The organism is Cognatiyoonia sediminum (genome assembly GCF_900129845.1).
In the GTDB taxonomy this organism is placed as follows: domain Bacteria; phylum Pseudomonadota; class Alphaproteobacteria; order Rhodobacterales; family Rhodobacteraceae; genus Cognatiyoonia; species Cognatiyoonia sediminum.
Genome location: NZ_FQXB01000004.1, coordinates 28,893 through 49,304, shown reverse-complemented (window position 1 = coordinate 49,304; position 20,412 = coordinate 28,893). Strand labels below are relative to the sequence as shown.

Here is a 20,412-nt window from a genome sequence, read left to right as displayed (position 1 = left end):
GTTGGGTCACTGTTGGTCTGCCTCTGGCTGCGTTGATTCACGCTTGTTGTTGATTAGAGTTTACGCCCAGACCGGCCACAAGTCACGAACCCTTTCGCAATACCGCCATATAGAACCCATCCATCCCGCCAATGTCGGGCCAATAATCGGGGCGAAAGCGTAAACCACCTTCTTCTGTGATCCAATCTTTTTCGATCCAAGGCTTATCAAGTGCCGCGCGATCAATGGTCAGATCAGAGTGACGTCCAAGCGCCTCTTCGACCTGCACTTCGCCCTCATCCGGCAACAGCGAGCAGGTGCAAAAAACCATGGCACCACCAGGTTTCAGTAGGCCCAGCGCATGATCGATCATGGCCTCCTGCTGCCCGATCAAGGCGCCGAATTCCGACCCGTCCTTGGCATAGGGTAGATCGGGATGGCGGCGAATTGTGCCGGTTGCCGAACATGGCGCATCCAGCAAAACCGCATCAAAGCCGGTTTCCTGATACTCGAATGCGTCCGAAACGATCACCTCCGCCGTAAGGCCAGTGCGCTTCAAATTCTCCTGAACCCGCCGCATCCGGCCTTCTGAGACATCAACCGCGGTTACATCCGTCCCCATCGCCGCAAGCTGCAAGGTTTTCCCGCCCGGTGCCGCGCACAAGTCCAACACGCGATCCCCTTCTTGTGGGTCGAGCAACCGCACCGGCATCGCAGCCGCCGCATCCTGCACCCACCATTCACCTTCGATAAAGCCGGACATGCGCGACACCTGCCCCGCCTCTTGCACCCGCACCGAACCCGTCGGCAAAACCGTGCCACCCGTTGCACGGGCGACGGCGTCTGCGTCAGTTTTCGGTGTCAAATCCAGCGGCGCGCCCGAAAAATGGGCACGTTCAACGCCCGCGATGGCCTTTTGTCCCCAAGCCTCGATCAGCGGCCCGCGCAGCCACTTTGGCATCACCGGCACAGCAGATTTTCCCCATTGCGCGGCAGCCGTCTCAGAGACCTTGCGCAGCACCGCATTGGTCAAACCTTTCAGCTTTTCAGTCCGTTTGTTGCGGGCGACAATCTCTACATAGCTGTTCACAACACCATGCGCGCTGCCATCTGTCGCCAGTTCCACAACCGCCAAGCGTAAAGCGTTCTGTACGAAAATCGGGGGTGCTTTCTTCACATGCTGACGTAGCATCTTGTCCGCGCGATCCAGTCCACGCAACGCATCCGTCGCTAACCTCTGCGCACGCGCCCGATCATCAGGTGCAAGGTCATTCAAAGCACCCGCGCCAATGACCTCTGACATCAAACGCCCCTCGGTCGTCACCTGCTGGAGGATGAAATGCGCCGTGCGCCGTGCGGCCAAACCTGTTTGATCCATCGCTCACGCCCCTTGTTCGCGCTTGATGTCGCTGTATATCTCTACCCAGACGCCATAAGGATAACCCTCGATGAGCGAAACACAAAAAGACCTACCCCCCGCCGCCAAACGCGCCCTTGCCGAGGCAGAGGAGCGCCGCAAAGCCGCAAAGCAGATAGAGACGCCAAAAGAACTCGGCGGTCGCGACGGCCCCGAACCCGTTCGCTATGGCGATTGGGAAAAGAAGGGCATCGCGGTGGATTTTTGAGGTTGCCTATGAGCGCTAGCGCAACTTAAACGACGCGCTGTCACCCGCACCCTGATCCACAGTGAAACGCATTTCATTGCCGTTTCGAATCTCGACCAGCTGGCAGTTGTAGGGAATATCCTGCCCACCCCAATTCATTTGGCGGCAGAAATATCCATCTTGCCACGCCCATGTGCCCGTCACATCGTAGCCCGCCGCACGACCGGTGATAGTTCCGTCGGGCGACACCGTGAGGGTCAAACCATATAGGCGATTGGAGAGGTTCTTTGTTGCCAAGAACCCAAGGAACTCCGCCTGATCTGTAATCGGGCGATAGTCGGCCAAGGCAGGCGTCGCTGCCAGTGCAGCCGTAAAGGTCAGCGAAGTCAGGGTAGGTTTCATCGCACATCTCCCAAGTTCCTTGAGAGATACGCGAAATCATCCCGTTTGGATCACAAACCCAAAACGTCGAACATATCATATTCGCCTGGATCTTTGTCCAAACCCCAAAGCGCGGCCTTCACCGCACCACGTGCAAAGATCGCACGATCCGTCGCCAGATGACGCAGCACAATCCGCTCACCAGCGGCGGCAAACAGCACATCATGCTCCCCCACAATGTCGCCCCCGCGGATGGCGGAAAACCCGATGTCCCCCTTAGTGCGTGCACCCGTGATCCCGTCGCGCCCACTGTCGCTGACGTCGTTCAGGTTTACACCACGGCCCTTCGCCGCCGCTTCTCCCAACATCAAAGCAGTGCCTGATGGCGCGTCAACTTTGTGGTGGTGGTGCGCCTCGATCACTTCGATATCGAAATCATCGTCCAGCGCCTCTGCCACCATCTGTGTCAGCTTCACCAGCAGGTTCACACCCAAAGACATATTCCCTGCCCGCACGATACGTGTGTGGCGCGCGGCACGCCCGATCGCGGCAATGTCGTCCTCGGTCAGGCCTGTGGTCCCGATGACATGGACGGCCCGAGCCTGCGCCGCGAGGCCTGCAAACTCCACCGTCGCAGCCGGAGAGGTGAAGTCGATCACCGCTTGCGCCTGCGCAAAAACCTGCACTGGGTCATCAGTGACCGTTACGCCAACAGCAGCGCCACCCATGGCCACCCCGATATCTTGACCTACCCAGTCATGCCCAGCACGATCGACAACGCCAACCAGTTTGGCCTTGTCGCTATTCAAAACCGTGTTGATCAACATTTGCCCCATGCGGCCAGAGCCGCCGGTGATCACGATGCCAGGGAGTTCTGTCATTGGTCCGTCCTCAATATTCAGACGCACGACTAGCCGCGATTGGCCAAAAAGCAAAGCCTTGCTTGGCAAGAGCCACCCGAAGGCTTACATCGGCCCTATGGCAAAGAACCGAAATTCCGAAGGCCGCGCGCCGTCGCAACGTCAACTGCGCGTTGGCGAGCTGATCCGCCGCAGATTGTCAGAGATGCTGCAACGGGGCGATGTGAACGACCCTGATCTGGCGCGTATGTCCATTACTGTGGGCGAAGTCAGATGTTCCCCCGATCTGCGGGTTGCAACGGCTTATGTGCTGCCGCTCGGTGGCGGGCAAAAGGAAGAATGCCTTGCCGCGCTGCGCAACAACCGCCACGAAATCCGGCGCGAGGTCAGCAAAGCCCTGTCGATCAAATTCGCGCCTGAAATACGGTTTGAGATTGATGACACCTTTGACCGAATGGACGCCACAACGCGGATGCTCAACGATCCGCATGTGCGGCAGGATTTGGATAAGTAGGCGTTGAGTCGCCTTGGGGTGATGGCCGTTGACGGACGCAGATAAGATCATTTCCATCGCAATCGCTCTGCGCGATCACTTCGCAGAGTCCGGCATTGATGCGGTTCGGTCTATCGCTTCGAAGTGGCCAAGGTCTTCGGTGGTTGCGGTCGCAGAAACACCCGCGACTTTACCTGTTACCGGCTGGCTCAACGACGCTTCTCAAGGTCCAGCTATCAATGATCTTCGCGACATTGCCAGCGCCTTGCATTGGCAACAGACCTACACCGCCACAGACATAGGCGCACCATTTCTAGAACGCTACGGCTGGACAATGCTTGTGGGCCCCGATGCACCAATCAAAAGCGATGCGATCTTGGCGGGCATCCTGATCCTCGGACCCGACATTGAATATCCCGTTCACAGGCATTCAGCGGAAGAGGCCTATGTCATCCTTTCCGGCACTGCATCCTGGTCCATCGGTAACAGCGACTGGCATCAGAAATCCGCGGGTGAGGTCATTCACAATCCGCCATGGCAACCGCACGGGATGTGCACAGATTGTGGGGAACCGCTGGTTCTGGGGTTTCTTTGGAACGCAGGCGCGGTCGAAAAATCCCAGATTGATTGACGGAGTTGCGCAAGCCCGTTAGCAGGGCCGCCTACTGCAGAAAGAGGGCAAAATGGGTCGGAAACGCAAAGGCCGCGATATTTCAGGTTGGTTGATCGTCGACAAGCCCGCGGGCATGACCTCCACCGCTGTCGTGAACAAAGTGCGCTGGGCGATGGATGCCAAAAAGGCAGGCCATGCAGGGACGCTGGACCCAGAGGCCACAGGCGTTTTGGCCGTGGCATTGGGCGAAGCAACAAAGACCGTGCCCTACATCACCGACGCGCTGAAAGCCTATGAATTTACGGTGCGCCTGGGACAAGCCACCAATACCGACGATGCCGAGGGCGAGGTGATCGCAAGCTCGGACACTCGTCCGAGCGATGACGACATCAAGGCGGCTTTGGGCGATTTCATCGGTGACATCATGCAGGTGCCACCGCAATTCTCTGCAGTTAAAATTGACGGTGTGCGGGCCTACAAGAAAGCACGGGATGGCGAGGAGATAGAGCTCGCTGCACGGCCATTGTGGGTAGAGGAATTGGTGATGGTTGATCGCGAAGACGACGACCATGTGACCTTGGAAATGACCTGCGGTAAGGGCGGGTACGTCCGTTCGATTGCGCGGGATTTGGGTGAAACACTTGGCTGTTTCGGACATGTCAGAGAGCTGCGGCGCATCTGGTCTGGTCCATTTCAGGCCGAGGATGGGTTGTCCATCGAAACCATCGACGCGAACGCGAAGACGGGTGCGTTGGACGCCCATTTGCAGTCGCTGGAGATTGGCCTCGACGATCTGCCAGAGGTGCGTTGCTTGGCCGAAAGCGTGAACAAGTTGCGCAATGGCAATCCGGCGGAGGTCATTGGCTCCGACGTTGAATTCGGTGACGAAGCTTGGGCGTCCTATGAGGGCCATGCCATTGCCGTTGGAACTTATCGCGGCGGGCTGCTCCACCCAACGCGGGTCTTTAACGCACCAAGCACATGATCCGGCGGACGCATGAATCTGACGGCACTTGGTCAGAGGCGGTGTATTCTGATTGCGAACGATATCGTTACGCCCTGACGCGCATTTGGGATGCTGATGCAAGGCGGGTGATGTTCGTGATGTTGAACCCGTCGAAAGCCAATGAAATTGCGAATGATCCAACCGTCGAACGCTGCGAAAGACGTGCCCGTGCTTTGGGATATGGCGCGTTTCGAGTGACGAATATTTTCGCTTGGCGGGATACCGATCCCCACGCGATGCGCAAAGCAAAGACGCCAGTTGGGCCTGACAACGATCAGACCTTGATCGACGGCACGGCGTGGGCCGATGACATCATCGCCGCATGGGGCGCGCATGGCGAGCATCGGGATCAAGGGATCTATGTCCGTGACCTTTTGTTCCGAACCGAGGCACCGATATTTCATCTGGGATTGACCAAAGCAGGGCACCCCAGACACCCGCTTTATATCAGCTACGCTCAACAACCGGAACGCTGGCACCCTTAACCAGTTAACCCGAATTCATTCGGGGTCGCGGCGCAAACCCTTTAAAACACTGGCCGTGGGTCGGAGCGTTTGGATGTGGATAGGCAGCCATGCTGGCTATACTTGCGTTGATGGGATTTGGGCTTTCAGTTCTGGTTCTGACGGGCACCGAGGACGATGAATTCACCGATGAAGGCGTTTCTGACGGAGAGAATTCCGTTGGGATGGGGCTCACGCCCGTTGGCAATGTGGCGAGTATTTTGGATGCATCAGGAGAGGTAATCGACAAGAGTGCGGAAGGTCGATCGGTGATCTTCTCTGGGGATGGAGATGATACGGTGCTGACTGGCGGCGAGGCGGACTATGTGGATGTTGAAGAAGGGAATGATCGCGTTGAAAGTGGCGATGGCGACGACGAGGTGATAGGCGGCAAAGGCGATGATATGCTCCTTGGCGGTGAGGGTGGTGACAGTCTCTTTGGGTCCATCGGTGATGACGTCTTGCATGGGGATGCGGGTCAGGATCAACTGATTGGAGGTGGCGGGAATGACCAGCTGTTTGGTGGTGAAGGTGTTGATTCCATTGAAGGGAATTTTTGGGGACGACACGCTAGACGGTGGCGCGGGTGCTGATCATCTTTTCGGCGGTGCTGGACATGATGAGCTTTATGGCGGTGATGACCTGGATCGCGATTTCCTCAATGGAGGAAGCGGCAGTGACGTTCTGACAGCCGGCGCCAACGACCATCTGAACGGCGGTGCAGGCGCGGATGTCTTTGTCATCCCAATAAAAGCGGATGCGGTTGTAGATGACTACGATGCGACACAAGATCAGCTTGAGGTGCTTTATGTAGTGGATACAGCCCCGACACTTTACCTTGAAAACAACAGCGAAGGTCTCAGCCTGATCGCCGGAGATGAAACCGTGGCCACTTTCTCGCATGGGACGCCGATCGATCTGTCCCAAATCAAGCTGATCGCGGCATAAATTTCTTTCCTTTTCAAAGGCAAAGGTCTAAACGCACGCATCTGCGCACAGAATCGCTGTGCCGGACCCTCCACGGGCCTTGCTGGACGACATCCCGGCTTGCGCCATAACCCTTTGAAAATGAAGGAGACCCCGATGTCGATTACTGCTGACGAAAAAGCACGGATCATGAAAGAGTTCGCCACAAAAGAAGGCGACACAGGTTCCCCAGAAGTACAGGTTGCTATCCTGTCCTCGCGCATCGCGACCCTGACGGAACATTTCAAGACCCACAAGAAAGACAACCACGGTCGTCGTGGTCTTTTGAAAATGGTTGCACAGCGTCGTAAGCTTTTGGATTACACAAAAGCCAAAGACGAAGCACGCTACCAAGACCTGATCAAGCGTCTGGGCCTGCGCCGCTAAGCGCATTTCCCCAACAGATCATTCTGAAACGCTCGCCCAAACCGGCGGGCGTTTTGCAGTTTAGGCATCATCCTCAACCAGACGGCAATCGCGAAGTGTTGCGATCCAAGTCCCTGCTTCTGCGAAGCCTGTTTCAACAGCGCGATCAACCAATGTACTAGGTTCTGCTGTGATCTGCTCAACGAACGGCTCAAGCGTCGCATTCATTTCCGAAATTGATCCTTCGAGATCGTCCAATTTCGCAAGAATAGCCTGTGCGGATGCAGTCGCTTCTGAACCGTCCAGATTTTCAAGTTTGGCAACGTCAGCCCGCAGTTCCGCCAGTTGTCCGCGCAAACTAGTTGCTTGATCCGTGACCGGTGTTAGGCGTTCGACCTGCTCGGTAGCAGCGGCAATCGTTGTCTCGGCTACATCTTCAACCTTGTCCGCCAATAGCCAACTAAGGACCAAGGCCGCTACGATAAGAAGAAGAGTGGCGTTCAAAAGCGCCAATGCCAGTTGTCCCAGCGTGCGGCCCAGCCGTCTTACAAAACTATCGCTCATATTATTTGTCCCATACAATTTCCAAAAAAGGCCGATTAGGCCGTAAATTCATGGAAAAGCTAGCAGATCATTACAGAAATGCTGCAAGAAATTTTGGACAGGTATCGATCTAGGTTGAAAGCGTTGTCATTCCGCGAGGCAAAACCTCACCAAACATAAATCTCCATCTCATCAACTGAGATGGAATAACCGGTCTGGCCAAACTGAGTCGATTGCAGTTGCGTCCGCATCGTACCCGTGACCCAAACCGCATCCCATAGCTGATCGCTCGGCCACGCTGTTTGCGCGCTGGCGACAACCAGTTGGTTTGCGGGTGGCGGCGGGACGTGGATACAGGCCCCGACGTAAGGGACTAGGATGAAATCCTTCACGCCTTCGGAGGTCACATCCAAGGGCAGAATGAACCCGGGCATTTTGATGTAAACACCGTCGAGAGCTTCGTTAAGCTTGACGCCATTTGCATCGTAGATCGGCGCCCATGTGTCATTCTCCACGTCCATATCCCCCTCTCCGATAATTTCGGAATAGGGCACGCCCGGCGGGATAAGGTCTTCCCACCATGTTTCGCGCGGGGCGCTGGCGAAGGTGGCTGTTGGCGCGGCTGTGGTCGCGGCCAAAAGGGTTAGGGCGGATCTTCGGGTCAGCATCGGGGCATCGTCCTCAGGTTTTGACCATCATACCATCGGCGAGCGACAATTTATAGGCGCGCAATGCTGGAAGGATGCTCACAATTGCGCCAGCAGCGACGACGGCGAGAAGGATCAGCGCCTCTTGTCCCCCTGGGGGCGCAATGTCGAGCCATAGGCCGAAGTTGCGGTCGATCAGCGGTTGGGCAATGGACAGGCCGAAGTAGAGGAAGATCAGGCCGAAGATGGCACCGGCGGCGGCTACGAGAACAGCCTCTAAAATCAGCAGCCCAAAGATGGTGGAGGGGCGTGCACCCATTGCGCGATAGATCGCCATTTCGCGGCGGCGTTCGGTGAGGCTCGCAAATATCGTGGCCATCAGGCCGATGAGGGCTGTGACGACAACCATGGCAGAGACAGCGAGCAGCGCCGTTTCAGCAACACCAACGATGGCCCACAGGTCTTGCAGAGCAACACCGGGTAGGATGGCGAGGAGTGGCTCCTCAGGGTATTGATTGATCGCACGTTGCAGGGCGAAGGTTTGCAGCGGACTTTCTAACCCAACGAGAGCGGCGGTGATGGCTTGGGGTTGCAGGTCCATCTGGCGGATGACATCGGGCGGCGTGGATTGACCCGGGATTTGAGCGCCGTTTTGCCAATCAACATGGATCGCCTCAATCGCCTCTAGGCTGACAATAACGGTGCGGTCTACGGGCGTGCCAGTTTTTTCCAAAATGCCAGAAATGCGGAAGGGTTGATCTTTGTGGTCCGCGAAGGACGCAATGCCATGAGAGACGACGATGGGGTCGCCAACCGAATAGCCCAGAGTCTCGGCCACATCTGCACCTATGACTGTATCGAAGAGATCGCCCATCAATGCCCCCTCTTGCAGCGCAAGCGACTGCCCTTGGCGGTATTTGTAATGGTCGAAAAACTCGGACGTCGTGCCCATTACGCGAAATTGGCGATGGCTATCACCGAGAGAGATCGGGACGATCCAATCCACTTCTGGCCGGTCGGCGATGTCTTGGTAGCTCTCCCATGTGATGTTGTTGGTAGCGTTGCCGATGCGAAAGACGGAATAGAGCAACAGTTGCACGGAGCCAGAGCGCGCGCCGACGATCAAGTCAGTGCCGGAGATTGTATCGGCAAAGCTGCCTTTTGCGCCGGTACGCACCTTCTCGACGCCGAGGAAGAGGGCGACAGATAAGGCGATGGCGAGGATCGTCATGCAAACCGTAACAGCGCGGGCGGCGAGCGAGGCGATGGCGAGGCGGAGGATCATACCGCCACCTTGGGTTTGGTGAGATCATCCATCGTGACGGTGCGGTCAAAACGATCTGCGAGACGGGCATCGTGGCTGACCATGAGCAAACTCGCTCCGCTGGCGGCGACTTGTTCGAAAAGGACGTCGAGAAAAGCCGATTGCGTGGCAGCGTCGAGAGCAGAGGTAGGTTCATCCGCGATGATAAGCGAAGGTTGACCGATGAGCGCGCGAGCGACGGCAACGCGTTGTTGTTGACCCACGCTGAGCGTACTGGCCTTGGCGATAATCACAGAACGCGAGAGGCCCAACGCATCCAGCAAGTTTTGTGTGGCATTCCCCACATCTCCTGCCTTTTGCCTACGCTCGGGCGCAAATCGGAGCGGAAGTTGGATATTGTCTGCCACGGTTCCGAACGGCAGCAAGTTGAACTGCTGAAAGATTACCCCAATCCGCTCAGCACGAAAGCGGTCACGCGCGCTCGCGGAGAGAGTGGTCATATCGGCGTCGGCAACTTTGATGCTCCCCGCTTGGGGGACCAGTGTTCCGCAGATTAAAGACAGCAGCGTCGACTTTCCAGACCCACTTTCGCCCAACAGCAACACGGTTTCGCCCTTGCGCATGGCAAAATCAGGAACGGACAGAGAAAACTCTGCCCGTTTGGTCCAGTCGAATTGGACGTCCTTCAGCTGTAGAACCGTTTCGGTCAAATTAGAACGCGCTTGATAGATCCAGTGTTGGTGCGTCGCGTTCTACTTCAAATGCGCTCGCACCGGAAGCCGTGATGATTTGAACCTCCACTTCGAGCGCGTTGTCGAAAACGTCGAAGTAGGTAAAGCTCAATTCAGTCAGCGCGTCAGGGTTGGCGCAGTCGAACCTATATTCTGCGTGGAATTCTGTGTGGCTTGCCTCTTCGGCATGGTCATGGTCGTCATGATCCGCATGTTCGTCGTGATCATGATTGTCCTCTTCATCGTGGTCTTCATCATGATCACCGTGATCGTCTTCTTTGTCATGATCGTGATCATCATGGTCGTCGTCCCCATGATCATCATGCTCTTCCTCAGTTTCCAATTCGGCACTCGCTGAGGTTACTGTACACTCCGCAGCTTCAGGCCATCCGAATAGATTGAGCGGGTCAGAGAGTGTTTGGAGTGCAGCTTCAATCGCCGCTAGGTCTTCATCGTTTTCCGCTTTGTATTCAAAGCCAACAATGTCGGCGCCGGGGGCGTGGAATTCTTTTGCGACAGTGGTGCCATCAATCGCGATGTTCAGCTTACCTACACCATGGACGTGGGCGTCAACTTCTCTGGTGCCATCGGCAAGGGCCGGGCTGACGGCCAGAAGGGCAAGAAGGGAAATGGCGGGTTTCATGGGTAACATACTCCAGATTAAGATGGTGTCGCGCGCAGTCCAAGCGCGGTTGGAAGAAGTGTTACGTTATAATATAACATTTCTCAAGAAGTCCGACTACAGATGCGAAAGAACCCGCCAAGAGGCGAGTTCTGCATTTCTAATCAGTGAGCATTACTGGATATTAGTCACGGGCACTTATGACTTCTGCCAGGAAAAAAGCTTTGACCGGTCCTGTGAAGCTTAGACCAATGCTGATGATCGCAACGACAATGCCGATGAAGGCTTGCGCTGGAAGTGAGATCAATACGTCAGCTACGAATGCCAAACGCGCGCCTAAAATCGATCTCTTGAGGATCGAAGCCACCATGACAGCGAAGGTTACGATGTAGCCCAGCGTCGTCCAAAGGATGATGGTCGCCATGCCATCCCCACCTTTGTCTCCAACTTCCAGGCCGTAGTAGCTGAACCCGATAAAGAGCCCAAAGGAGAGCAGGATTTTCAGCGCATTCAAGATGAAGATAACGCGAAGTAATGCAGGTTTGTTTTTGCCAATGTTTGTGTCGAGAGTAGTCATTTTAGTGTCCTTTCAAATGAGGGGTGCCGCGCAGGGCCAGGCTCCCTGCGCCAACGTTTCGATCAAACGCGGAACAGCCAGTCTGCGAGGCCACGTCCGATTTCGTCCGGGTATTGTTCTTGGATGAAGTGACCGCCTTCGCCGAGGTAAATCGATTCAATATTGGTCAGGTTTTTCTTGATCCATTTGGCGGCGTATTCAGTGATCACGGCGCCAGGCGTGACGTGGAACATCAATTTCGGGAACGTGCTTTGTGCCACAAAGTCCGAGTTCGCCTGCACAATCGCATGAACATCGCTTGGGCTACCGCCCATCGGAATTTCACGTGGCCAATCGAGGATAATCTGACGCGATTCCGGTGTCGGGAAAGGTCGATTGTATTCTGCCATCGTCTCTTCGCTCATCCCGCCTGAGTCGTGGCGCATGAACCCATCAAGGAACAGATTCTGTTCGAGGATCATCTTTTCGCCGATGCCGGGGGTCCGGATGCCCATCATGAACTCCACCATTTCGGGCGCCAGAACACTGACATCGTTCAAAGGCATAAACGGTGGCGCCATTGCCTCCATAAAAGCCACAGCAGAAATGCGGTCAGGTCTCGTTCGAGCATAGTGCCAGCCAAGCGCGGAACCCCAATCATGGATGACCAAGATGGCATCTTGCAGATCAAGACTATCGAGGAAGGCGTGTAGATACTCAGCACTTTCTTGATAAGTCTCGGTCATGGCAGGTTTGTCGCTGTCGCCCATGCCCATCAGGTCTGGCGCAATCGCGCGGTAGCGGTCGGTGACATAAGGAATGATGTTGCGCCACAAATATGATGACGCAGGATTGCCATGGAGGAAGACAACCGGACGGCCCTCGCCTTCATTGACATAGGCCATCTTATGACCGAGGACATTTGCGTATTTCTTTTCAAATGGCGCAGCCGCGGATGCCGTCGTGCCAAAGGCCGCCATCGTCGCTGCGGCCGCTGTTGTTTGGAGGAAAGTTCTACGTTTCATTTCAGTTCCCTTTCGTTTGGAGCATGGGGAACAGATACGGCTAGACAGTGATCCAAAAAACGATCCATAATAGCCATATTGGTCAATTTTCTAACCACTGTTGCTATGGACTGGACGTCACTTCCCTATTTTTTGGCCGCAGTGCGGACGGGTACGCTGCGCGGCGCGGCAGAAGCGACGGGGTCAACTCACGCGACGGTCAACCGTCACATTGAGGTGCTTGAAAACAGCTATGGCGTACGATTGTTCCGACGTACGCGCCGCGGTTTGGAACTGACCTCAGCGGGGCGAGATATTTTGCCGGTCGTCGAAGAGGCCGAACGTAAGGTGAATGAAGCCAAACGGCGCGTGCAGGGGCTTGATAAGGAGGAAACCGGAACTGTCCGCTTTTCGACGACCGGCACTCTGGTCTATGAAATCGTATCCCCAATCCTTGGGCGTTTTACCAAAGCCTATCCTGATATCGACTTAGACATTCGCGTCTCAGACCGATTTGAAGACATCAATCGCCTGCAAACCGATGTGTCGCTCAGGTTTGCGCATGATGTGCAAGACGACGTCATTGCCAGAAAGCTCTACCCCTTGGCGCTCGTCCCGATGGCAAGCCGGAGTTATCTGGAAAAACACCTGCCCCTCGCCGGCCCAAATGGTGAAGGGCTCAGTTGGTTGGGGTGGGATGCCATTGATCGACGACCAGATTGGTTGGCCGATACCCCTTTTCCCGGAGCAGAGGTGCGGCACGCCACCACGGACCCGATCCTACAATTGTCTCTCGCGCGGCAAGGCGTTGGGATTGTCAATTCATCGGTCTATTTTACAACGATCTACCCTGAGTTGGTTCCGGTGCCAGGGGTTGAGCCAGTACTTGACCGAAATCTATGGCTGTTGTTTCACAATGAACTGCGCAGAACGATACGCGTGAGGCGTTTTATCGACTTCCTGAGCAAAGAACTGATCGACCTCAAACCTTTGTTGCAAGCAGGTGTTCGGACCGCTTGAACTTGTGTAATCGTCCGCCTAGTTTTCCGATCATGCCAAAGGGTCAATCTCACATCGTGCTAGAGCGCCATAGCGCGCATCGGCGGAAGCGCTTCCACGGATAGCTAGGCTCCTCTTTTTCAAACACTTGAAACGGATTGGAGACCTGAGATGACAGAATTTACAGAAATTGCAGTGTTGGACTTGGCGCCCTTAATCGCGGGTGATGACACGACAAAATTGGCGCGGGCGTTTGCGAAAGCTTATGGCGAAACCGGGTTTGGCTATATCATCAACCACGGCGTTGATCCGGCCTTGCGGACGGCCGTGTTTGACGCATCGAAGCGGTTTCACGCCTTGCCTGCGGATGAGAAGAACACCTTAGCCTTAGACGCAGCGCATCGCGGCTACATCGCGATCAATACGTCGACCGATGTGACGACGGATTTGGCCGAGGTGACGAAACCGAACCAATCAGCGTCTTTCATGATCATGCGCGAAGACGCCAAATCGGACCCGAACGTCTATTTGTCTGGCCCAAACCAATGGCCTCAGATGGACGAATTTCGCGAAGTGTGCGAGGCCTATGTCAGCGCTATGACGCGGTTAGGTCAGCAGTTGATGAACTTGGCATTGGAGGCCATCGGGGTTGAAGACCGGTCGATATTGCAGGCCTTTGACACGCCGACCACGTGGTTGCGGTTGCTGCACTACCCCCAGATGCCACCGCAATCGCCCGAGGATCTTTACGGATCAGCCCCGCACAAGGATTTCGGCTGCCTGACGCTGTTGGCTCAGGACAATGTTGGCGGCTTGCAGGTGCAAACGCCCGATGGCGAATGGGTTGACGCGCCGCCGATGGAGGATGCGTTTATCGTGAATGTTGGCGATATGCTGCATCGAATGTCGAACGGCAAACTGCTATCGACGCCGCATCGCGTGATCAACACCTCGGGTCGGGAGCGATACTCCGTACCGTTCTTCTTTGATCCGCATGTGTTGACACAAGTGGAACCGCTTCCGGGAACGGGCGTTCCTGCGTTTGAGCCGTTGAATTTCGGGGCGTTTCTGAGGAGCGAGCTAGAGGCGAGTTATGATGCGCATCAGGGGGAGGGTGAGCAGACCTAATTCGGGCAAAACGCGCACCCCCTTCCCAACCCACACCTTTTCCTATAAAGCCCGCGCATCTGAATGCCGGCGCCCGGACCTCAGCGCCGACCAAAGAAGATACCGGGGTCAGGGGGAATACGCCCTCTACGACAATGGCCAACCTGGCCAAAAGGAAAAACACATGTTCAATGAAGTGAAAAAATCAATCAAGTGGGGCGAGGAAACGCTGACACTTGAAACAGGCAAGGTTGCCCGTCAGGCAGACGGATCAGTCATTGCAACGATGGGTGAAACATCCGTCATGGCAAACGTCACATTCGCCAAAAAACAAAAGCCGGGTCAGGATTTCTTCCCCCTGACTGTTCATTATCAAGAAAAGTATTACGCCGCCGGTAAAGTCCCTGGCGGCTTTTTTAAACGCGAAGCACGTCCAACTGAAAAAGAGACACTGACAGCGCGTTTGATCGACCGTCCAATCCGCCCGCTGTTCGTCCCTGGCTTCAAAAACGAAGTTTTGGTGATGTGTACGGTTCTGTCTCATGACTTGGTCAACGACCCAGACATGCTGGCGATGATCGCGGCCTCTGCGGCTCTGACACTGTCTGGCGCACCGTTCATGGGCCCGATCGCGGGCTGCCGTGTGGGCTTTGAGGATGGCGAATACATCCTGAACCCTGAAATGGACGACATGCACAATCTGCGCATGAACCCAGAGCAGCGTTTGGACCTTGTTGTAGCCGGTACAAAAGACGCCGTGATGATGGTTGAGTCCGAGGCTTACGAGCTGACAGAAGATGAAATGCTAGGCGCGGTGACATTTGCCCACGAGCAGATCCAACCGGTCATCGACCTGATCATCGATCTGGCCGAAGACGCCGCGAAAGAGCCGTTTGAGTTTGAAGCACCTGACTATTCTGAACTCTACGAAGTGCTGAAGGCCGCAGGCGAAGATCAGATGCGTGCCGCTTTCGCAATCACGGATAAGCAAGAGCGCACAGCCGCTGTTGCCGCCGCTCGCGAAGCGATCATGGCGACGCTGTCAGAAGAGCAGGCAGAGGATGAAAACCTCGGCTCTGCCATGAAGAAGCTGGAGTCAGGCGTTCTGCGCGGTGACGTTGTTAAAAACGGCAAGCGGATCGATGGTCGTGCACTGGATACAGTGCGCCCAATCGTTTCTGAGACTGGCATCCTGCCACGGACACACGGCTCTGCGCTGTTCACGCGTGGTGAGACGCAAGGCCTGGTTGTGACCACTTTGGGTACTGGCGACGATGAGCAAATGATCGACGCACTGTCAGGCATGTATAAGTCGAACTTCATGCTGCACTACAACTTCCCTCCATATTCTGTTGGTGAAGCTGGTCGCGTGGGCCCTCCAGGCCGTCGTGAGATTGGTCACGGGAAACTGGCATGGCGTGCGCTTCAGGCGGTTCTGCCTGCGGCAACTGACTTCCCTTACACTGTCCGAGTGGTGTCAGAGATCACTGAATCAAACGGTTCGTCTTCTATGGCGTCTGTTTGTGGTGGCTCCCTGTCCATGATGGACGCTGGTGTGCCGTTGAAAGCCCCAGTTGCGGGTGTGGCCATGGGCCTCGTCATGGAAGACGATGGCGACTACGCGATCCTGACCGACATCCTGGGTGACGAAGATCACCTTGGTGACATGGACTTTAAGGTTGCGGGTACTGCGGAAGGGATCACCTCCCTACAGATGGACATCAAGATTGCAGGTATCACACCTGAGATCATGAAAAAGGCTCTGGAGCAGGCGAAACAAGGCCGTCTTCACATCCTTGATGAGATGTCTAAAGCGATCACAACAGCGAACGATCTGGGCGTACACGCACCAAAGATCGAAACCATGCAGATTCCAACCGACAAGATCCGAGAAGTCATCGGATCCGGCGGTAAGGTCATCCGCGAGATCGTTGAAGTGTCCGGCGCGAAGGTCGACATCAATGACGAAGGCACGATCAAGATTGCATCTTCCGATGCGGACGCGATCAAGAAAGCCTACGACATGATCCATTCTATCGTCGCAGAGCCAGAAGAAGGCGTGATCTACAAAGGTAAAGTCGTCAAAGTTGTCGACTTCGGTGCCTTTGTGAACTTCTTTGGAAAGCGCGACGGTTTGGTCCACGTGTCCCAGATCGAAAACCGCCGCCTGAACCACCCATCTGACGTTCTGAAAGAAGGTCAGGAGGTTTGGGTCAAGCTGTTGGGCTTCGATGATCGTGGCAAGGTGCGCCTGTCCATGAAAGTCGTCGATCAGGAAACTGGCGAAGAGATCAAGAAAGAGGAAGCTGCGGAGGAGTAAGTCCGCGCTTTATCGAAACAAGAAAGCCCCACCTGATCCGGTGGGGCTTTTTCTTTGGCTAGACCGGTTTTGGCCCTTTGATGATGCCATCTTCCGTCCAACTTCGGCCACTGGTGCGGACCTCTTTGATCATCGCCTTGTGCCGCTTGACCTTTTCAGGGTCGCGATACCCGCGGGGGTGGTCCAGATGCACAAGCGGAGCGGTGTAGCGCAGGTGGCGGCCCTTCACACCTGCATTGATCAATCTGATCCCGAATTCCTTATCAAGGCCGCCGTATTTGAGGGTTTCATCGAAGCCGTTCACTTTGAGAATATCCTCTCTAAAAGCAGACCAATTCGCACCGCAAAGCGCCTTTTGCACGGGTGTGGTCACATCGAGCAGGTTCTGAATGGCGAAAGGAAACGGCATGGTTTTGAGCCATGTCCCAAGCCGATCAATCGCACGATTTTCACGAAGCCAAGACCGATCAAAAGCATCACCTGACGTGACTATCTCTGACGTCATTGCTTCAGTGGCGGTCTCATCAAGGCGGATCAAACTGCCCGTCGAAAAGCGACCTCGCTGCGCCAGATCAAAGTGCCGCTTCAAAAAATTCGGATGGATCATCACATCGCCGTCCAAAAAGAAAAGAAACTCAGCTTCGGAACTTTCGATCGCTTTGTTGAGGATGCGGCATTTCTCAAATCCCTGATCTTCATGCCACACATGACGGAAGGTTAGATTTGGATATGTCGCACCAAGACCGTCAATAAATTCTTTAGTTTCAGGGCCAGACCCATCGTCCGCAATACAGATGGTATCGGGTAGCAGAGATTGCCGCGCGACCGAGACCAAGCAGAGCTCTAGCGCGCGGACACTATTGTAGGTTGTTATGATCAGTTCCGTCTTCATTCGAACCCATAAACCCTTGGTTGACTGACTGTTGCAAGAGGAACAACGTCACTTTCATCAATCATAATTTTAGACTTGCCCGATAGCAGAATTCCGGTAGAGGCTGCAAAAAAATGGGATCGAGCAGAAGACATGATCAACAGACGGCACTTTGTTGCGGGCGCAGCTGCGTCCGCTTTGGCGACACCAGCGCTTTCCAATACGTACCAACTTCCTCGGAAGTACCTTCCGGTTGAGGTGGATGTGAATCCAGACCTTCCAGCTGGGCAAATTCACGTCATCAAAAATGACTTCCACCTCTATTGGACATTAGGCAAAGGCCGTGCGCGTCGTTATTCCGTTGCGATCGGCGATCAGGGCCGCAACTACACTGGCGTTCTGACCATCCGCCGCAAAGCTGAATGGCCAAGCTGGATCCCAACAGCGAATATGGTGCGGCTCGAACCAGAGATTTACGGCCCGTACCGTCGTGGGCTTCCTGGCGGCCATCCGCGTAACCCGATGGGCTCCCGTGCTCTGTATCTTTATGAAGGTGGCCGCGATACCTACTACCGCATCCACGGTACGATGCAGCCGGAAACCATTGGCACCGCCTTCTCATCCGGATGTGTCCGTCTGACCAACGAACATGTGGCTGAACTATATGATATGGTGCCGGTCGGAACGAAGGTGTTCTTGTTCTAATAAAGACAGACATTATGCAAAAAAGGCGCGCGGTTTTCGCGGGCCTTTTTTGTTTCTAGTCTTTGAGTTTCGTGGTCCGCAGGTAGGGCAGAACAGTCGTAAACTCACCAAACTTTTCCGCCGCGTCTTCATTGCTGACAGTCGCCGGAATGATCACATCGTCCCCGACATTCCAATTGGCAGGCGTTGCAACGCCTTTTCCTGTTGACGTTTGCAAACCATCAAGCGCGCGGAGCACTTCAGCGAAGTTGCGACCAACGGTCATCGGGTAGGTCATCGACAGTTTCAACTGCTTGTCGGGACCAATGATGAAAACAGAACGGACAGTCGCGCTGTCAGCGGGTGTCCGGCCATCGGGCAGGTAAGCCTCCGCTGGCAACATATCGAACGCCTTTGACACTTCTAAGCCGTCGTCTGCGATGATTGGGAACCCAGCGGCCGTGCCTGCCACCTTCTCAATATCGCCTTTCCACTTCTTGTGATCCTCAACACCATCAACGCTGACGCCGATCACCTTAGTCCCACGCTTTGCCCATTCCTCAGACAACTGCGCGACCGCTCCAAATTCCGTCGTGCAAACCGGTGTAAAATCTTTCGGGTGCGAAAACAGAATGGCCCAGCTGTCGCCAATCCAATCGTGCAAGGCGAATGTGCCTTGGTCAGTTTCGACCGTTAAATTCGGGATTGTGTCGTTAATGCGCAAGGACATTGGTGCGTCTCCAATAATGTTGGGTTCAATCGAAGGATACTTCTTTTTTCAAAGAGGCTCCACATCACTTGTGGGTCAGATTTTAGAATGCAAGACTTTGCCAACGGAATAGGGAGTCGGACATGATCGAGAAGAGAGATTTCTATATTGATGGCGCGTGGGCCGCACCGGTAGAGGCGCGGGATCATGACGTGATTGACCCCTCAAACGAAGAAGTTTGCGCTGTTATCTCGCTGGGCGATCAGGCCGATACGGATAAGGCCGTCGCAGCCGCGAAAGCCGCGTTTCCCTCTTGGGCTGCGACGCCGCCTGCCGAGCGAGCGGAATATGTTGCGAAGATTTTAGAACAATACAACGCCCGTGCCGAAGAAATGGCGCAGGCAATCTCAATCGAGATGGGCGCGCCAATTGATCTGGCCCGAAACAGCCAAGCGCCTTGCCTGCCGTGGCATTTGGAAGGGTTCCTCGGCGCTGTAGATAGTGTTGAATGGGTGCGTTCTTTGGGGGATCACGCGCCGAACGATCGTTTGGTTATGGAGCCGATTGGTGTCGTTGGGCTGATCACACCGTGGAATTGGCCGATGAACCAAGTCACCTTGAAAGTGATCCCTGCACTTTTGGCCGGCTGCACGATTGTCTTGAAGCCATCGGAAGAAGCGCCTCTCTCCTCGCTGCTGTTCGCCGAGTTTGTGCATGATGCAGGCGTCCCAGCCGGCGTCTTCAACCTTGTGAACGGGGATGGTGTTGGCGTCGGCTCGCAGCTGTCAGAGCATCGCGATGTGGCGATGATCAGTTTCACCGGTTCAACACGTGCGGGCAAAGCGATCTCAAAGGCAGCGGCTGAGACATTGAAACGAGTAACGCTGGAGCTTGGCGGTAAAGGTGCCAATGTGATCTTTGCCGACGCCGATGAAAAGGCGGTGAAGCGCGGTGTGCTGCATTGTATGCAGAATACAGGGCAATCCTGTAACGCGCCGACGCGGATGCTGGTCGAAGAATCGGTCTATGACGAAACCGTCGAAAAAGCTGTTGCAGCCGCAAATGCCGTGACTGTCGGGCCGACATCCGAAGAAGGTCGCCACATCGGGCCGGTGGTGAACAAGACCCAGTGGGACAAAATTCAAGACATGATCCAAGTGGGCATCGACGAAGGCGCGAAGCTGGTCGCCGGCGGCACAGGCCTGCCCGAAGGCGTGAACCGAGGATACTATGTGCGGCCCACTGTCTTTGCGGATGTCTCCAACGATATGCGGATCGCGCAAGAAGAAATCTTTGGCCCTGTCCTGTCGATCATCCCCTTCAAGGATGAAGCCGAAGCGATCCAGATCGCCAATGATACAGAATATGGATTGACCAACTATGTGCAGTCGCAGGACGGCGCAAAACGCAATCGCATGGCATTGGCCCTGAAATCCGGCATGGTGGAGATGAACGGCCAGTCTCGTGGACAGGGCAGCCCCTTTGGCGGCATGAAAATGTCTGGGCGCGCTCGTGAAGGCGGTTTGTTTGGCATCGAAGAGTTTTTGGAAGTGAAAGCGATTTCTGGGTGGTCAAACGACTAAT

Annotated in this window: 25 protein-coding genes; 13 read left to right on the top strand and 12 right to left on the bottom strand. The window is 55.2% G+C overall.

Translation table 11 applies throughout. From position 1 onward, the window contains the following. Positions 1-82 precede the first annotated feature (82 nt). Positions 83-1,357 (bottom strand): RsmB/NOP family class I SAM-dependent RNA methyltransferase, encoded by a 1,275-nt coding sequence (locus BUA85_RS12490; RefSeq protein WP_072901620.1) that lies wholly within the window; start codon positions 1,355-1,357, stop codon positions 83-85. 70 nt (positions 1,358-1,427) lie between these two features. Between BUA85_RS12490 and BUA85_RS12485 the strand changes: the two genes are divergently transcribed. Next, positions 1,428-1,604: a DUF1674 domain-containing protein gene (locus BUA85_RS12485; RefSeq protein WP_072901618.1), complete on the top strand. Its 177-nt coding sequence runs from the start codon at positions 1,428-1,430 to the stop codon at positions 1,602-1,604. 15 nt (positions 1,605-1,619) lie between these two features. On the opposite strand, the gene BUA85_RS12480 is transcribed toward BUA85_RS12485, so the two are convergent. Together BUA85_RS12480 and dapB are read right to left on the bottom strand one after the other, a co-directional pair. Continuing rightward, complete coding sequence (locus BUA85_RS12480; protein WP_072901617.1) at positions 1,620-1,985, bottom strand: dihydrodipicolinate reductase; 366 nt, start codon at positions 1,983-1,985, stop codon at positions 1,620-1,622. Between the two features lie 50 nt (positions 1,986-2,035). Beyond that, positions 2,036-2,845: a 4-hydroxy-tetrahydrodipicolinate reductase gene (gene dapB, locus BUA85_RS12475; RefSeq protein ID WP_072901886.1), complete on the bottom strand. Its 810-nt coding sequence runs from the start codon at positions 2,843-2,845 to the stop codon at positions 2,036-2,038. 97 nt (positions 2,846-2,942) lie between these two features. Between dapB and rbfA the strand changes: the two genes are divergently transcribed. The 7 genes from rbfA to rpsO all read left to right on the top strand — a co-directional run bounded on the left by rbfA (position 2,943) and on the right by rpsO (position 6,792). Next, complete coding sequence (rbfA, locus tag BUA85_RS12470) at positions 2,943-3,338, top strand: 30S ribosome-binding factor RbfA (protein WP_072901615.1); 396 nt, start codon at positions 2,943-2,945, stop codon at positions 3,336-3,338. A 28-nt stretch (positions 3,339-3,366) separates the two neighbouring features. Continuing rightward, positions 3,367-3,948 carry a dimethylsulfonioproprionate lyase family protein gene (locus BUA85_RS12465; protein WP_072901613.1) on the top strand — a complete coding sequence of 194 codons (582 nt, stop codon included), beginning with the start codon at positions 3,367-3,369 and terminating at the stop codon, positions 3,946-3,948. A gap of 52 nt (positions 3,949-4,000) precedes the next feature. Next, entirely contained in the window at positions 4,001-4,915 is a 915-nt protein-coding gene (gene truB, locus BUA85_RS12460) for a tRNA pseudouridine(55) synthase TruB (RefSeq protein WP_072901612.1), read from the top strand. After that, a complete protein-coding gene (locus tag BUA85_RS12455; RefSeq protein ID WP_072901610.1) occupies positions 4,912-5,421 on the top strand; it encodes a DUF1643 domain-containing protein in 510 nt (169 codons plus the stop codon). Before truB ends, BUA85_RS12455 begins: the two co-directional genes overlap by 4 nt. Before the next feature lie 89 nt (positions 5,422-5,510). Next, positions 5,511-6,032, top strand: a complete 522-nt coding sequence (locus tag BUA85_RS12450; protein ID WP_072901609.1) for a calcium-binding protein — start codon at positions 5,511-5,513, stop codon at positions 6,030-6,032. Continuing rightward, on the top strand, positions 5,983-6,387 hold the full coding sequence (locus tag BUA85_RS12445) for a calcium-binding protein (protein WP_083526283.1): 405 nt from the start codon (positions 5,983-5,985) through the stop codon (positions 6,385-6,387). Before BUA85_RS12450 ends, BUA85_RS12445 begins: the two co-directional genes overlap by 50 nt. A gap of 135 nt (positions 6,388-6,522) precedes the next feature. Next, positions 6,523-6,792, top strand: a complete 270-nt coding sequence (gene rpsO, locus BUA85_RS12440; protein ID WP_072901884.1) for a 30S ribosomal protein S15 — start codon at positions 6,523-6,525, stop codon at positions 6,790-6,792. 60 nt (positions 6,793-6,852) lie between these two features. Here the strand turns inward: rpsO and BUA85_RS12435 are convergent, their stop codons facing one another. The 7 genes from BUA85_RS12435 to BUA85_RS12405 all read right to left on the bottom strand — a co-directional run bounded on the left by BUA85_RS12435 (position 6,853) and on the right by BUA85_RS12405 (position 12,159). Beyond that, complete coding sequence (locus BUA85_RS12435; protein ID WP_072901605.1) at positions 6,853-7,335, bottom strand: hypothetical protein; 483 nt, start codon at positions 7,333-7,335, stop codon at positions 6,853-6,855. Positions 7,336-7,481: 146 nt separating this feature from the next. Continuing rightward, complete coding sequence (locus tag BUA85_RS12430; RefSeq protein ID WP_072901603.1) at positions 7,482-7,982, bottom strand: DUF3299 domain-containing protein; 501 nt, start codon at positions 7,980-7,982, stop codon at positions 7,482-7,484. A 13-nt stretch (positions 7,983-7,995) separates the two neighbouring features. After that, positions 7,996-9,246, bottom strand: coding sequence for an ABC transporter permease (locus tag BUA85_RS12425; RefSeq protein ID WP_072901601.1), 1,251 nt, complete (start codon positions 9,244-9,246; stop codon positions 7,996-7,998). Continuing rightward, positions 9,243-9,935, bottom strand: a complete 693-nt coding sequence (locus tag BUA85_RS12420; protein ID WP_072901599.1) for an ABC transporter ATP-binding protein — start codon at positions 9,933-9,935, stop codon at positions 9,243-9,245. Before BUA85_RS12420 ends, BUA85_RS12425 begins: the two co-directional genes overlap by 4 nt. A 1-nt stretch (position 9,936) precedes the next feature. Then, entirely contained in the window at positions 9,937-10,599 is a 663-nt protein-coding gene (gene zrgA, locus BUA85_RS12415) for a zinc uptake protein ZrgA (RefSeq protein WP_072901597.1), read from the bottom strand. A 163-nt stretch (positions 10,600-10,762) separates the two neighbouring features. After that, positions 10,763-11,155, bottom strand: a complete 393-nt coding sequence (locus BUA85_RS12410) for a hypothetical protein (RefSeq protein WP_072901595.1) — start codon at positions 11,153-11,155, stop codon at positions 10,763-10,765. A gap of 62 nt (positions 11,156-11,217) precedes the next feature. Beyond that, entirely contained in the window at positions 11,218-12,159 is a 942-nt protein-coding gene (locus BUA85_RS12405) for a haloalkane dehalogenase (protein ID WP_083526282.1), read from the bottom strand. A gap of 105 nt (positions 12,160-12,264) precedes the next feature. Between BUA85_RS12405 and BUA85_RS12400 the strand changes: the two genes are divergently transcribed. The 3 genes from BUA85_RS12400 (at position 12,265) to pnp (ending at position 16,564) form a co-directional block, all read left to right on the top strand. Continuing rightward, positions 12,265-13,158, top strand: a complete 894-nt coding sequence (locus BUA85_RS12400) for a LysR family transcriptional regulator (protein WP_072901593.1) — start codon at positions 12,265-12,267, stop codon at positions 13,156-13,158. A 150-nt stretch (positions 13,159-13,308) separates the two neighbouring features. Continuing rightward, complete coding sequence (locus BUA85_RS12395) at positions 13,309-14,265, top strand: isopenicillin N synthase family dioxygenase (RefSeq protein WP_072901592.1); 957 nt, start codon at positions 13,309-13,311, stop codon at positions 14,263-14,265. 163 nt (positions 14,266-14,428) lie between these two features. Continuing rightward, a complete protein-coding gene (gene pnp / locus BUA85_RS12390; protein WP_072901590.1) occupies positions 14,429-16,564 on the top strand; it encodes a polyribonucleotide nucleotidyltransferase in 2,136 nt (711 codons plus the stop codon). A 58-nt stretch (positions 16,565-16,622) separates the two neighbouring features. On the opposite strand, the gene BUA85_RS12385 is transcribed toward pnp, so the two are convergent. Further along, entirely contained in the window at positions 16,623-17,456 is an 834-nt protein-coding gene (locus tag BUA85_RS12385; protein ID WP_072901588.1) for a glycosyltransferase, read from the bottom strand. A 132-nt stretch (positions 17,457-17,588) separates the two neighbouring features. On the opposite strand from BUA85_RS12385, the gene BUA85_RS12380 reads away from it, so the two are divergent. Next, the gene (locus tag BUA85_RS12380; RefSeq protein ID WP_072901881.1) at positions 17,589-18,140 is read left to right on the top strand and encodes a L,D-transpeptidase; all 552 of its coding nucleotides are present in this window, start codon (positions 17,589-17,591) and stop codon (positions 18,138-18,140) included. Positions 18,141-18,195: 55 nt separating this feature from the next. Here the strand turns inward: BUA85_RS12380 and BUA85_RS12375 are convergent, their stop codons facing one another. Continuing rightward, positions 18,196-18,849 carry a peroxiredoxin gene (locus tag BUA85_RS12375; RefSeq protein WP_072901586.1) on the bottom strand — a complete coding sequence of 218 codons (654 nt, stop codon included), beginning with the start codon at positions 18,847-18,849 and terminating at the stop codon, positions 18,196-18,198. A gap of 122 nt (positions 18,850-18,971) precedes the next feature. Here BUA85_RS12375 and BUA85_RS12370 point away from each other — a divergent pair, with 122 nt between their 5' ends. Beyond that, complete coding sequence (locus BUA85_RS12370) at positions 18,972-20,411, top strand: aldehyde dehydrogenase family protein (RefSeq protein ID WP_072901584.1); 1,440 nt, start codon at positions 18,972-18,974, stop codon at positions 20,409-20,411. The last annotated feature ends 1 nt before the right edge of the window (position 20,412 follow it).